This window comes from Paenibacillus puerhi (genome assembly GCF_009846885.1).
Taxonomy (GTDB): Bacteria; Bacillota; Bacilli; order Paenibacillales; family NBRC-103111; genus Paenibacillus_G; species Paenibacillus_G puerhi.
The window spans coordinates 29,848-43,868 of the sequence record NZ_WUWM01000021.1 but is presented as its reverse complement, the minus strand read 5'-3'; the positions used below and the strand labels follow the sequence as shown (position 1 = coordinate 43,868).

Annotated in this window: 7 protein-coding genes; 1 reads left to right on the top strand and 6 read right to left on the bottom strand. The window is 53.0% G+C overall.

Features of this window, described 5'->3' with window-relative positions; genetic code table 11:
• The first annotated feature begins 18 nt into the window (after nucleotides 1–18).
• Nucleotides 19–1,803, top strand: a complete 1,785-nt coding sequence (locus GSF01_RS18775; protein WP_159886756.1) for a glycoside hydrolase family 36 protein — start codon at nucleotides 19–21, stop codon at nucleotides 1,801–1,803.
• Between the two features lie 76 nt (nucleotides 1,804–1,879).
• Here GSF01_RS18775 and GSF01_RS18770 read toward each other — a convergent pair whose 3' ends face one another.
• The 6 genes from GSF01_RS18770 to GSF01_RS18745 form a co-directional block, all read right to left on the bottom strand.
• Complete coding sequence (locus tag GSF01_RS18770) at nucleotides 1,880–2,101, bottom strand: hypothetical protein (protein ID WP_159886754.1); 222 nt, start codon at nucleotides 2,099–2,101, stop codon at nucleotides 1,880–1,882.
• The gene (locus GSF01_RS18765) at nucleotides 2,098–3,111 is read right to left on the bottom strand and encodes an aldo/keto reductase (protein ID WP_159886752.1); all 1,014 of its coding nucleotides are present in this window, start codon (nucleotides 3,109–3,111) and stop codon (nucleotides 2,098–2,100) included. Before GSF01_RS18765 ends, GSF01_RS18770 begins: the two co-directional genes overlap by 4 nt.
• 17 nt (nucleotides 3,112–3,128) lie before the next feature.
• On the bottom strand, nucleotides 3,129–3,656 hold the full coding sequence (locus GSF01_RS18760; RefSeq protein ID WP_159886750.1) for a family 4 glycosyl hydrolase: 528 nt from the start codon (nucleotides 3,654–3,656) through the stop codon (nucleotides 3,129–3,131).
• Between the two features lie 172 nt (nucleotides 3,657–3,828).
• On the bottom strand, nucleotides 3,829–11,253 hold the full coding sequence (locus tag GSF01_RS18755; protein ID WP_159886748.1) for an S-layer homology domain-containing protein: 7,425 nt from the start codon (nucleotides 11,251–11,253) through the stop codon (nucleotides 3,829–3,831).
• Between the two features lie 253 nt (nucleotides 11,254–11,506).
• The gene (gene sigK / locus GSF01_RS18750) at nucleotides 11,507–12,208 is read right to left on the bottom strand and encodes an RNA polymerase sporulation sigma factor SigK (protein WP_159886746.1); all 702 of its coding nucleotides are present in this window, start codon (nucleotides 12,206–12,208) and stop codon (nucleotides 11,507–11,509) included.
• 136 nt (nucleotides 12,209–12,344) lie between these two features.
• A complete protein-coding gene (locus tag GSF01_RS18745; protein WP_159886744.1) occupies nucleotides 12,345–13,964 on the bottom strand; it encodes a response regulator transcription factor in 1,620 nt (539 codons plus the stop codon).
• Nucleotides 13,965–14,021: the final 57 nt, after the last annotated feature.

Here is a 14,021-nt window from a genome sequence, read left to right as displayed (position 1 = left end):
GAAGGATGAGATACCGCTATGAAAACCGCAGATTCGAATCAGCATCGCTTCACACTCACCGGCGATAATGAAACGTTTACCTCCGAGCTGGAGGTTTGCGAATTGCAAGAGGACCTGCACGTTATTAAAATCCGGATATCCGCAGATTCCCCGGACATCCCGCCTGTTTTTTCGTTGTGCTGGACACACGCAGCGAACGATATTCAAAATTTCTGGCATCCGGCCATCGACCGCAACCGTGCCTTGAAAGCGGATTGGATGCGGAAGCTGCGCTCTAATGCAGCCGCCTCCGCGCCGGTAGCCTCATTGTTTAATCAGAACGGTTCCAACCGGATTACCTTTGCCTTCTCCGATGCGCTGAACACCGTCAGGTACTGGGCGGGGATCCGAGAGGAGAGCGCAGAGTTTGAATGCGCGGTGGAGTTGTTTACCGAGGCTACCGCGCCGCTGCAAGCATTTGAAGGAAGTCTTTATGTGGATACCCGCGAAATCCCGTATTATGAAAGCTTGCGGGATGTGCAGCGATGGTGGGAGGCGATTCCCGAATATTCTCCGGCATGGACGCCGGATGTCGCCAGAAGTCCGATGTACTCCACCTGGTACAGCATGCACCAGAACGTAACCGCCCAGGCGATCGAGCAGCAATGCGCTATGGCCAAGGAGCTAGGCATGGACGCCGTCATCGTGGACGACGGCTGGCAGACCGGCGATAACCGTCGCGGGTATGCTTATTGCGGCGACTGGGAGCCTTTTGCAGGCAAATTTACGGAGATGAATTCGCATGTGGAGCGAGTGCATGCGCTAGGGCTCAAATTTATTCTATGGTACTCGGTTCCCTTTGTAGGAAAGCACAGCAAAGCCTGGGAACGCTTTAAGGACCAGATGCTAAGGGTGATCGACAATCTAGGCGCGGGCGTGCTTGACCCGAGGTACCCCGAAGTGCGTGAATATTTGATCGCCACCTATGCTCGTGCCGTACAAGAATGGGGCGTGGACGGCTTCAAGCTTGACTTCATCGACAGCTTTTATGCGCCCGATTATGAAGTGCCGAAGCCCGATGACCGAATGGACTACGTCTCGGTTCCCGCCGCCGTCGATCGGCTCCTTACGGACTCGATCGCCCATTTACGCATGCTGAAACCGGACATGATGGTCGAATTCCGCCAAAACTATATCGGTCCCGCCATGCGTAAATACGGCAACATGTTCCGTGCGGCGGATTGCCCGAACGACGCGCTGCAGAACCGTCTGCGCACGCTCGATCTAAGGCTACTCTGCGGCGATACGGCGGCGCATGCCGATATGATCATGTGGCATCCCGGGGAACCCGCCGAAAGCGCCGCACTACAGTTCATCAATATTTTATTTGCCGTGCCGCAGGTTTCCGTCCTTCTGGAGAAGCTTCCTTACGAGCATCAGCGCATGCTGCGGTATTGGCTGAGCTTCTGGACCGAGCACCGGGACGTCCTGCTGCACGGCGAACTGAAGCCGAGCCGGCCGGAGCTGAACTACCCGCTGGTAGAGGCGAAGGGCGTTGATAAGACGGTGGTAGTGACCTATCACGACGAGCTGATCCCCTTCGTGCTTGGGAACGATCCGACGTCCCAATGGATTCTCGTCAACGGCAGATTGAAAGAAGGCGTCTACCTAAATGTTCCCGAGCGGCACGCCGGTAAGAAAGTGCTGATCGAGCTTCGTTCCGCGACGGGAGATCCGGCGGGAACCGAGCAATGGGAGCTCGCCGGAGGCGTGCGGCACCTCGGCATCCCTGCTTCAGGAACGGCATCCTTCCGTGTCCTTTAAATCAAACAAACAAGCCTGGGGCTTCGCGAGAAGCGCCCAGGCTAGTTTGTCTTCAATATAGTACTGGGGTTTGCAATCACACCTTTATCCGCTTCCAAAGTCCCTTTTTAAACCGTTGATAAATAAGATAGGATCTAAGGAATTGGTCCGTCGCGACGGCACACCACAATCCCGCCATCCACCACCCGAGGGCGTAAACCAGCACCAGGCTGAAAACGACCCGAATCCCCTGCTCATCCTTCGGATCGACCAGGGCAGCTTCGCCGAGGCGGGCCTTCGCTCGTTCTGCAGAGCTCATCGCTCCGCTTCCGTTCCCGACGCCTGAAGAATATCCTCGATAACTGCAAGCTCCTCTTCGCTGAAGCTGGCCTGCTCCGGCGCCTTCGCAAGGTCGAGGAGCTGCTGTGGCTTGCTCGCTCCGACCAAGGCCGAGGTCACCCTTCCTTGGCGAAGCACCCAGGCGACGGCCATCTGGGCGAGGCTTTGCCCGCGCTCACGCGCCAAAGCCTGCAGCTTGCGCGATTTGGCGATTTTCTCCGGTGTAATATCGTTTTCGCTTAAGAATTCACTTGATCCGGCCGCTCTCGAATCCGCCGGGATCCCTTCCAGATAACGATCGGTAAGCAAGCCTCTTGCGAGCGGGCTGTAGGCAATCGAGCCGACGCCCTCCCTGGCCAGCGCCGCTTGCAGGTCTCCTTCCAATCGGCGCTCGAACATGGAATAGTGAACCTGATGGATTAAGCAAGGCGTGCCCAGGTCTTTTAATATGGCGACCGCCCGTTCGGTCCGCTCCGCATCGTAATTGGAGATGCCTGCATAGAGCGCCTTGCCTTGCCGGACGGCCTGGTCGAGCGCACCCATCGTCTCCTCCAGCGGCGTGTCGGCATCAAACCGGTGAGAGTAGTAAATGTCGACGTACTCGAGGCCGAGCCGCTTCAAGCTTTGATCGAGACTCGATAACATCGTTTTGCGCGAGCCGCGCTCTCCGTAAGGACCGGGTCCCATCCGGTAGCCCGCTTTCGTTGCAATGATCAGTTCATCGCGGTAAGGCGCCAAATCCGTTCGCATCAGCCTTCCGAACGTTTCCTCGGCCGAGCCCGGCGGAGGCCCGTAATTGTTAGCTAGATCGAAATGTGTAATTCCTAAATTAAACGCCGTCCGCACCAGTTGCTTGCTATTTTCATAGCTTTCCGAGCCGCCGAAGTTATGCCATAAGCCTAACGAAATAGCCGGCAGCTTTAAGCCGCTATGGCCGCAGCGGGGATACGGCATCCTAGAATATCGCTCTTCATGTGCAGCGTATACCATACTCTGTAACCTCCCGATTATAATTTCCAGCCCGGTAAATAAGCCTTCGTGTTCAGCAGCATCGTCCGGAACAGCTCCTCCGCGCGATCCGGCGGCAGCGTGACGAGCGGGTCGTTTATGAACGCCCTGAAGGCCATTGCCGGGTCTCGCTTTAGCGCCGCTTGAAGCGTCGTTTCCTGATTCAGTACGTGACGGAGCACGAGGCTGTTCACTTCCGTGGGCAGCTCTCCGGCCAACACCGGGCGCAGGCTGTCGCCCGAAAATACGGCATTCGTTTCCACAACCGCCCCGAATGGAATGCCCTGAAGCTGGCCCGCGTTCGGCAGGTTCACATTCGTCACGAAGGACTGCAGGCCGACCAGCCCTTTGAGCTGCCGCACTTCCTCCTCTCCAGAAGGCTTCAGCGTCAGCTTCTCCTCGCCTCGCAGCAGCCTGCCGTATAAGCGCTCAACCTCCGCCTGCTTAGCGATTCGGCTGTCCACGGTCGTTAAGCCTAGCTTCCACTTGTGCGCCGTCTCGGGGTCCTTTAGATACCAAGGAGGCATAAATGCTTACAAAAACCATAATCACAGCATACTTGTTGTTCCTTACTATGGGTATTGATTAATTTACGGCGGCCTGTCGTTATTTACGGTGATTATATTGTGATAATAAAGCGACCGCTCTCGGGAACTCCCAGGAGCAGTCGCTTTGCATAGTAGCATTCTATTAGGGAAATCAGTTAATAAATTGCAGTGACTGAAGCATACGCTTCAAAATCACGGCAGCTTGGGCGCGGGTAGCAGACTCATTGGCAGCGAAGACGTTGTCGGACATGCCTTGAATGACCCCGGCTTTCACTGCCTGCGAGACGGCTTCCTTCGACCATTGCCCGATATCCGAACGATCAGTGAATCCGTTCAATACCGAGCTGTCGGCCTGGATTACCTTTCCGCCGGCCTTCATGGCCCGGATCGCCATCGCCACCATTTGTTCGCGAGTCATGATTGCGTTTGGCTGGAAGGTGCCGTCTTCGTAACCGTCGATCAATCCGGCTTTATATGCCGAGCCTACCGCTCCGGCGAACCAGTCTGATGACAAAACATCACGGAACGCGTTATTCTTAGTTTCTTCCAAACCAAGCGAACGAACCAGCATGGCTGCAAACTCGGCACGCGTTACTTTCGCTTCCGGCACAAAATGCTGATCGGTCATACCGTTGAGAATCCATTTATTTGCAAGGAGCTCAATATCCGATTTGGCCCAGTGCCCTTGCAAATCGCCGAACGACTTTTCCGATTGGATAACGGTATAAACGCTGTTATGCGGCGAACGGATCGTCATTTGTGCGGAGCCATCCTTAAATTCCATAATAGACGGTACAAAATGAAGCCGGTTGTTCGAATCGACCCATACCGCAGTCATATGGGCGGGATTAATCGTGACTTGCCCCAAGTCAATGGTACGGTCGACATATAATCCGCCGAAGTCCTCAAATTCCGAGCCGTTAACCGTGATCGTAAATTCGATCGGGTTTGGAATCACTTGCTTCGCATTCAGCTGATTTACCGCTGCATTCACCTCGTCTCCGGCCTTGCCGGTTACTTTCGCAATCGAGACGACTACGGTGGAATCCTTCCGAATATTCGCAAATAAAGCAACAGGCAGCACGTAGCGAACCTCGTTCGATTGAATGACTAATCTGCTTTGCGGATCTAGCGCTTTGAGAATGGCATTGCCTGATAGTTCAACATGAACGGTCGGGTCACTGCCCTTCACCTCGATGACAACAACCGGATTGGCTAATGCTTTTTCCAGCACTTTAGCATCCACAACGACCTTGGTTATCGTACTTCCATCGGCTGCGGTTTCTTTCGTTACTAGGGTATCCTTAGCTAGATCGATGATGCCAGGATTCGCATTGGAGCCATTGGAAGGTGCGGGTACCGGCACAGGTCCCGATGATGCCGGGGGTTCGGCAGCATCTCTCGAATCCTCGTTGGTCCGGAAGCTGATCACCGGCCCGTAAACGCTGCTAACTCTATCCTTGTCTACCGCTTGAATCGTGAAGGTGTATTGGCTATCCTCCGTCAGGCCAGTCAGCCTATACGTAAGAACATCGCCAACCGAGGCGAATTCGGTATAAGTGCTGCCGGTTACGCTGTAAAGCTTATATCCGGCTACGCCTCTTGCAGCTTGCGCCGCAGTCCATCGCAGCATTGCCGTTGTTTCGCTCACCTCCGAAACGGACAGCTGGGATTGAGCCGGCCAGGTGATCGTACCTAAGGTAACGGCAACGTTTGCCACTGCTTTATACGTGGCGCCGGTAACCGTTCCTTCAACGGTAAAGCTTCCAGGGGCTGCATATTGCGACGGATCGATGTTATCCCAAGCTACAGGCAGCTGTTGGGTCGAGCTGTCGCTGTATACTGCGCTTACTACGGTCGGCATTACGGGCGCTATCCCCGCTTCGGTCACAATGTTTTCCGGTGCAATGCTTACAATGTGAGGTATCACCTCCGGAATTGCCGGAAAGGCCGGAGCCGAAATCATAAATTTACGGGAATACGGGTCCGTTCCCTTCGATCTTACGGAGAGCTTGGTTGTGTCGGACAAATCAGCCGGTAACGCAAAGCTTGTCGCGTCTGCAGGCAATTCGGCAATGGCCGTTGCCCCGTTATAGACCGTGTAGCCCTCGCTCCGATCGCTTGAATCCCACGTCAGAACCGCAGCCGAACCGGCGGCTCCGATGTTAACATGCTGTGGCGGTGCCGGTGCATTGAAAACTTGAACCTGGGTAAGCCGCGGAGGTCCGGTTAGATCCGTGCCTGCGTTGCCGCCCGAAGCGTTCTCTACCGTCATTTTAATATACCTGGAATGATAGGTCCTGCCGAGATTTATCGCATAGGATGCATCCACCGTATCGTCTCCGCCGTTGAGGTTACCTGTAGCGAAGGTATAGCCTTCTGCAGTTTTGAGCTCCACTTGCTTAAAATTCATGGCATCCCATTCGGCAGGCGATGCAGGATCATTGAATTCATCGGATACATAAACGGTGGCGCCTTTCAATCGGGTGGATTTGGCAAACAACCTGATTTGGCTGAAGTCCATGGGCTGGCCAAGGTCAATGACGAAGCTGCCCTTTCTAGCTCCGTCCGTGCCCAGCCAAGCATAATTTCCAATTTGGTCCAAGCTGGTAACGTTGGTTACGTCCCGGACGATCGGATCTTCAAGGACACCGTTCGTCAGTTTGTTTGCATTGCCGTACCCGTTGGCATTCGCAGATGCAAGCTGGATCGCGTTGGCACCTTCCGTCGAGCCTGAGTTGTACACTTTTTTGTTCAGCGCCAGGTTGGTGGGGGATACGCCTGATGCCAGTTTCGTAATGGTGATGTCGGAAAGCTGAAGCTCCGCGTCGTAAGCGGCGTTGGTCGTACCGTTGGAGCTGCGGTAAATCCCCCACTTTGGACGCAAGTATTGATCGAAGGCGGCCGGATACTCGGTCTCGATGGTAACATTGGAGCTGCCGACCTTGACGCTGCGTTCCGGTCTTCGCCACAAGTCCTTCACACCGTCGCCGGCCCCTTGCTTAGGAAACACCTGGTACACATCGGGACTATCGAAGGTATAAACCTTTCCGGTGACCGTATCCGTAATTTTAATCGTCAGCCAGCCAGAATCGGATATTAAAGCGTTCAGTTCGACCTTAAGCCAGTGACTGTCGATATCCTTCAGCGGGATTCTCATGAGGGTCTTATCGCCGTCATATCGGTTATGGTTGACGACAAGCTCTCGGGTGTCCCTTCCGGTAATCGACATCGCGAGGATATACGCCCCGTTCTCACCGCCACTGTTGCCGCCTGCCAATGTATCGGCCGCTTGGGCATTCGTCGCCTTCAGCTGAAAAATATGCCTGAAGTTCGGTTGGTTCCACTGGCTGCCGTCCGGAATGTTCCACAGCCATTGATAGGAAACGATATCGCCGTCATACGCCGTAAAATCCTGGGTCGAATCCTCGCTTGGGCGAATTTCGATTCGTTGCCTGTCGTTGATGGCCGCGCCTCCGACTACATAACCCTTTTCCCCGTCAAAAACACCTTTGTGAGCGTATTCGCCGTCACGAACTTTATCCTCGAATTCATTATTCAAGCCCCTGCCTTGGGTCATGACTTTGAACACATTTTTCTGCAGGGTGCTGTCCCAAACGCTCTGAATATGATCGTCTGCCAGTGTTGCCTCGGGACGGTCGCCATAATACTCGTGATAAGCATCACGAATTCTCTTGGTTGCGCCTTCGACCGGTTCATCGGTGCCCATCGCGCCGCCCAGTACATGGTAAGGAGAAACTCCTTCAATGGCGTTCATCTTGATCGTTTTACTAGTTGCCCCGAGTCCTCGTGCTGTCACGTCCAAGGCGAAGACCGACGGGGCTCCGCTATTGAACTGAATGGTAAATTCATTCGTGCCCAGCGGCAGCTTGGCAAGCAATGAAGGCTCGAAAGTGAGCGTATTGCCTGTTACTTTATAATCGGTATTCAAAACAAGCTCTTTGTCTTGACCATTCGTTATTGCCATGATCGTCTGCCCGCCGGCGAGACTCACTGTGGTGCTGATCGGCTCGGACTGATCCCATGTACTGTAGACCGATTTGGCCGGAGTAAGGGCCGTTGCATTCGATACCGGATCTTTCCCATAGATGACCAATCCGGATAACCCCATGACCGAAAGATGCTCATCGGTACGTCGGTCGCGCGGACCAACCAATACCGTATTGATCATCACATATCGGGCCGTGAACGGGTACAGGAATGTTTTCGTATCGAAGCCCCACTGTTGTCCGTTGTAGGTCACATATGACCACATGCCTTCCGTTTCCGTTCCTCCGGCCAGCTTCCAGCCGCTGCCTTCCCAGTCGTAGCTGTTTGCCAAATCCGAGGCCGTCGGCGCGCTGGCCCAAGCATAAGGATCATTGGAGTAATAAACTTCGAATCGTGTAGCATTCTTTTGTATATTGGAAATGGCATTCGGAATTTCAAGGTACAATTTATCAACGGTCTTGGCAGCGCCCAAGTCAAGTGTCAGCGCCAAGGAGGATGGTGCATAATTATCCTTATATACATTAGGGCTGGAATTCCGCCAATACCCGGTGCCGCCCGATTTCAGAGCGTCTGTGCCCGGATGCTCCGGGTGCTCCGAGCTTACCTTGAGGTTCACACCCGGTTGTGCTGTAAAGCGGGATGGAGCCAAGAGATTTACCGAACCGGTCGCCGTAGGAAGATCGGCGGCACCCTTGACGGTAACCATACTCGTTTTACTCAAGCTTCCAATACGGGCAGTGATCACGGCCGTCCCTTTGCTTACACCGCTTATTCGTCCGTTGGCATCGACAGTAACTACCGCGGGGTTATCCGATTCCCAGGTTACCGTCTTAAAGGTCGCATCCTGCGGCAGGATTTCAGCCAAAAGATGCGTCTTTTTTCCGAGGGCAAGGCTGTGAACGTTTCTGAGATGGATCGAGCTTACCGCGACTGTATCCTGAGATGCGGATGTAAAGGCAATCGTATACTTCGCAGCCTTGAATGTTCCGTTAGGGTCATAGGCCGTAATCGTTACAGGACTAACCCGATAGTCGTCCGGGTAATCGACTTTCACTTCGATTCCGGCAGGAGCTTCTGCCGTCACGTTAGGCAAGGTTATCGCATTGCCCGACAGGACCTGGGAGTAACCGGTTTGACTTGGCGAGAAGTCTGCCAGGCTCGTTCCGTCCACTCTCAGGTCTTCGAGCTGAGCCGTAGGCCGAGAAGGCTGCCCGATAATAGTAAAGGCATTGCTTTTGATTCCACCGGCGCTGCTATCGAGCGTGAGATCGGCAACAAGCAGCACATACTGGCCGTCTACCGTTTCGTTCAGCATCAAATCGGCCGTTTCGTTGTTGCTCAAATCCGTCGCTTTCCCCGCACCCGGAATTCGGATCCAGGAGGAGCCATGCTCTGTCAATAGCGGATTTCGGGTTGCCGATGAGGTCGCCGATAAGGTGGCGCCTTCCTTCAGCTCTTCATATGCCGCAGCATTGTTGGTATAGTATACCTGATAATTTTTCAGGAACTTGCTGTTGCTCGACCATTCGAGCTGGATTCGGCTGATCTCGATTTTCTTTTCCAACTTAACGGCCGCCCAGTATTGATAACCTTCCGTCCTGGCAAGTGAGCTATGCGCCTGCCAAGCCGTATCCGGCCTGTCGTCGATAAAATGGTTCTTCGTGCCTCCGCTCTGAGAAACGACCTTGATTTCGGCACCGGGAGCTACCGCCCAGTTTTTGATCCCGGAAATGTTAATGTCGACATACGGCTTAATACCTTTAGTGTTGGTGATTACGGTTCCGTCAAATGCTCCATAGACTCTGAAGGTCCCCGTGCCCTCGGGATGATAGCCCTCCGGGCTCCACGTGACATTGACCTTTTCGACCTTACCCGTACTCAGGGTTACATCCAGCTGCGCAGGCAATTCCAGACTGTCGAACGCTGTGCCTGGTGTCGCCGAAACGACCGAAGGCCGTTCCCATGCCACGATATCCTTAGGCTGGCTGTTCGGATTCCAGCCGTCAGGGAATACATAGGTGGATTCATCCCTTTTGATTAGGTAAATATCGGACAAATACATGGTTGCAGCCTGAAACTCATCGGCATAGACCGATTCGTTCACGGTATTGTACATACCACGGTACAGCCCCCATTTGGAACGGTTTTGCTGTCCAGGTAAGGCAGGCAGATCGGCCCGCTCCTTTTTGCCCGTATCCGGATTCAAGACCTCGGGGCGTCTAAAGGTTTCAGCCGTCATGCCGCCGCTCCAAAGCTGCGTATTTGTTGCCACGTCGACAAGCTCGCCATAAACATAGCCTTTGTCCGCGCTTAGAATGGTCACTTCCATATCGAGCCAACGGTCCACGACCTGTTCCAGCGGGATCGTAAACAGCGGCTTGATCCGGTCCGCAGCTTGGCCGTCCGGATTATTTCTGAATTCGAGGTAGCCCTTGCCATCGACGGAAACTATCGTAAGGGTCGTCACCGGCTGCCCGGCCTCATCCCCTTCGATAGCCTTCAACTGGAAAATGTGAAAAAATCGGCGAGGCGCTATAAAGTCGCCGATTTCCTTCTCTGCCGTATCCATCTGATACTTGATCGTTTCCGAAGGGAGCATCAGCTTCCAATGGTGGGTCATGATGTCCCCGCCCCTACTGTTGGCGTCGATATTTGACGAGCTGGTGTTGCTCTTAATCTCGAGCCGCTGACGGTCGCTGTTCACCGCGCCGCGGTCACCGTCGTCCCGGCTCACCCCGCCCGGAGCTTTGAATGGTAAAAACTCATGAAATCGCAAAATGTCCGTGCCGAGCTTATCCAGACCGGCGCTATCTTCGATCCGGTACTTCGCAAGCGCATTCACATCCGTTCTGCCGATCGTCTGCAGGTACATGTTATCCCCTAGCCAGGAGTCGGGGACTGTCTGAGCAGCCGGATAGTCTCCGGAACGGTCGTAGACCGATTCAAACCAGTCCTTCCCGCTGTAAGAGGAGGCTTTGCCGGGGCCTTCAATCGAGCCTGTTGTGCCGCCATAACCGATTTTGGAAGCGCCAAGCACGTCCCATGCGTGTTCGCCCGCTTTAATGTTGAGCGGAGAAAACTTGTCGTTAGGCCCCATATCGTTTGCTATGGAAGCCGGAAGCTCCTTCTCTACCTTAACCGTAATCGTGTATTTCCGGCTGTTGCTGCTGTCATTCTTATCGGTCAGCACCAGATAGTACAAGGATGTTCCATCCGGCGAAAACCGATCTAGCTTGGCATCGCCCTCGTTGATGCCACTGGCGGCGACTGGAATGGGGGTCGTTTCGTCACTTCTGAAAACGACTGGAGTAACGCTGGGATTCGTCTTGACGTTCAGCATCTGGTAAGAAGCGCTGTAGGGCAACGAAATTCCGATGGCTGCGTTAGGAACGTCTACGACTGCGTTTACCGGCTTGTTGACTTTGACCTCAAAAAGCGCTAAACCCTCTCCCGATGCGGCATACGCCTTCTTTGATGAGAACCCAAAAGGGTTCAAAAGCGAAAGTACGATAGCAAATGAAAGAATAGAACTTCCGATTTTTTTCAGAACCTGCTGCGTGAGCATCCTAGAGCCTCCTAACGATAGTGTAAAAAAATGTAAGCGTTTACTTTAATCCGGATACCTCCACTTTAGTCCTGATAATGGAAACATACAATGGAGTTAATTATGGTGATATGTGTTTTTTTCAGTTTGTTGAGAACCATCGCAGTGATCAAACATTCACTCCCGTTTCATCTAACGAGGAGCAGTCCGTCAAGCGAAAAGCTGAACAAACAAAAATGGCCTACCGTAAAGTAGACCATAATAAATTATTTCATTATCGCTTCGCCTTATAAAACTCATGATACAGCTTCATCAGCGCCCTTTTTTCGATCCGCGACACATAGGACCGACTAATACCCAGCTCCTTCGCAATCTCCCGCTGGGTCCGCTCCTCTCCGCCAGTCTCAAGCCCAAAGCGGCCGACAACAACCTCCCGCTCCCGCTCATCCAAGATATCCAGATTCTTATAGATCTTCGACTTCTCAATCTTGAGCTGCACTTTATCCGCGACTTCATCGGCGTCTGAGCCGAGAATATCGATCAATGATATCTCATTTCCCTCCTTGTCCGTACCGATGGGGTCATGAAGCGAGACATCCTTTTTTGTCTTTTTTAGCGACCGCAAGTGCATCAGGATTTCATTCTCGATGCAGCGCGCCGCGAATGTGGCCAGCTTCGTCCCCTTATCCGGCGAGAACGACTCGATGGCTTTGATCAGGCCGATTGTACCTATAGATATCAGATCCTCCAGGTCTTCTCCGGTATTGTCAAATTTTTTGACGATATGAGCTACCAGTCTGAGGTTATGCTCAATTAATAGGTTTCGAGAGTGCTGGTTTCCTTGTGCCATTAATCGAAGATGTTTTTCTTCATCAGCTTCCGCAAGCGGTTGGGGAAACGCATTGTTTTTTACATAGGATACCAACAGCATGATTTCTTTGATGAATAGAGCTATTGCTGAAAAAAATCCAGGCACAAATGCCACCCCCAAAGTTGAGATTACTCAATCATATGTGGGTATTGGCCTATTTGTGCCTGTCTTCATAAAAAAGAAACTTTTTTACGAGCAAGTTCGACAATTTCTCTTAAAATTCCCTAATTCTGCTCCGATGTTACTGTTTTATAAGGTCTGTCGGGTTCATGCCGGTCATTTTCTTGAAGAGAATGCTAAAGTAGGGGATGTTTTTGTAACCGACGCTTTCGGCAACCTCGTAGACCAGCATATTCCGCTCCAGAAGCAGCTCGCGGGCTTTTTCAATCCGGACGCGGGTCAAATAGGTGTTGAAGGTTTCACCGGTCATATTCTTGAAAATGATGGACAGATGGTTCCGGGAAATATACACTTTATCCGACAGATCAGCCAGCGTCAATTCCTCCGCATAATGCTCGTGAATGTAGTTCGTTATAAAATCGACCACTTGGCGGTGCTTGCTGCTGCCCTTCCACTGCCTGCTGCCGCAGATCATGGAGATTTTCTCCGAGAGCCAGTTCTGCAGCTGATCCGGCTGGGTCAAGCCCTTGATCTCCTTGGCAATCTGATCGTTCGTGCAGAGATCGTCCAGCACATGTCCAGCTTCATAAAGACAATACGAGATAATGCCCCATAATTCGCTGCCCAGCATCTGAACATAATAAGGCGTAATCCCCGCCTGATCCTCCAGCTCGCCGATATAATCGGCAACCAGCTGCTGCGCCTTCGTTTCCTGGACGGCCTTCATGGCGTTGGCCAGCTCGTAGGAGAATTTTACCGGAAACAGGGCGACCTGCTCCTGCTCCTTCGTCACTTCCCCTCGGTAAACAAACAACTCCAAGGCGGGGGACACGCGCAGCTGTCTCATATCGATGGCACGGAATGCTTCCTCCGTCGAATCCGGAATTTGGTTCCAGGCAGGCTTGATGCTGCCGATCCCTACGCGGCTATTCAGCTTCAGATAACTTACAAGGCTTTCCATAATCCGAATACCCAAGTCTTCAATGGCCTTCTGCGCCTGTTCCTTGTTGTCTGCTTCGGGATGGATAATCAAGACGGCCCGGGTGCTGTGAAGCTCCGTATACTCCACGAAAGGAAATACTTTGCGGGTCAGCTCATATACGATATTGCCCACAGCGAAGCGGAACAGGTTCCAGTCGGACACGGAATATTGACGGGCCCGCTCATCGCGAACCAGCTCGATCCCGATCACCGCATGGTTAGTATCGGACCAAAAACGGTACGGCTGAGGCAGAAGCTCTCCGTTTCGGTAAGAGCTGTCCAATGTGCCTACGGCAGCTGAACGCACCCATTCCTTCTCAATAAACGGCTCGTACAGCATCAGCTTTTGCTCCAGCTCGCCCTGCTTCATCCGTCTTTCTTCCTCATCGATCAGTTCCTGGATAACCTTGTGCAGAATCACCTTCAACGTCGGCACGCTGATCGGCTTGGACACATAATCGCTGACGTTATGCCTCAGAGCCTGTCTGGCATGCTCAAAGTCGGAGTAGCCGCTCAAAATGATAATTTTGCCGTCGAATCCTTCTTTTCTCAACTGCTCAATCATATCCAAGCCGTTCATAAGCGGCATATAAATGTCGGTAATCACGATATCCGGCTGCGTACTCCGGATCAACTGCAGCCCGTCGGCGCCGTTCAAGGCTTCCCCGGCCCACTCCGCTTGCAGGTCATCCCAGGGGATGGCGCGCTTCATACCTTGAAGCACCTGACGTTCGTCGTCGATTATAGCGATCTTCCACACATTTTTACCTCCTTAGCTGGGAACAACGATCCGCATTCCTGAGTGATACGCCCAAGA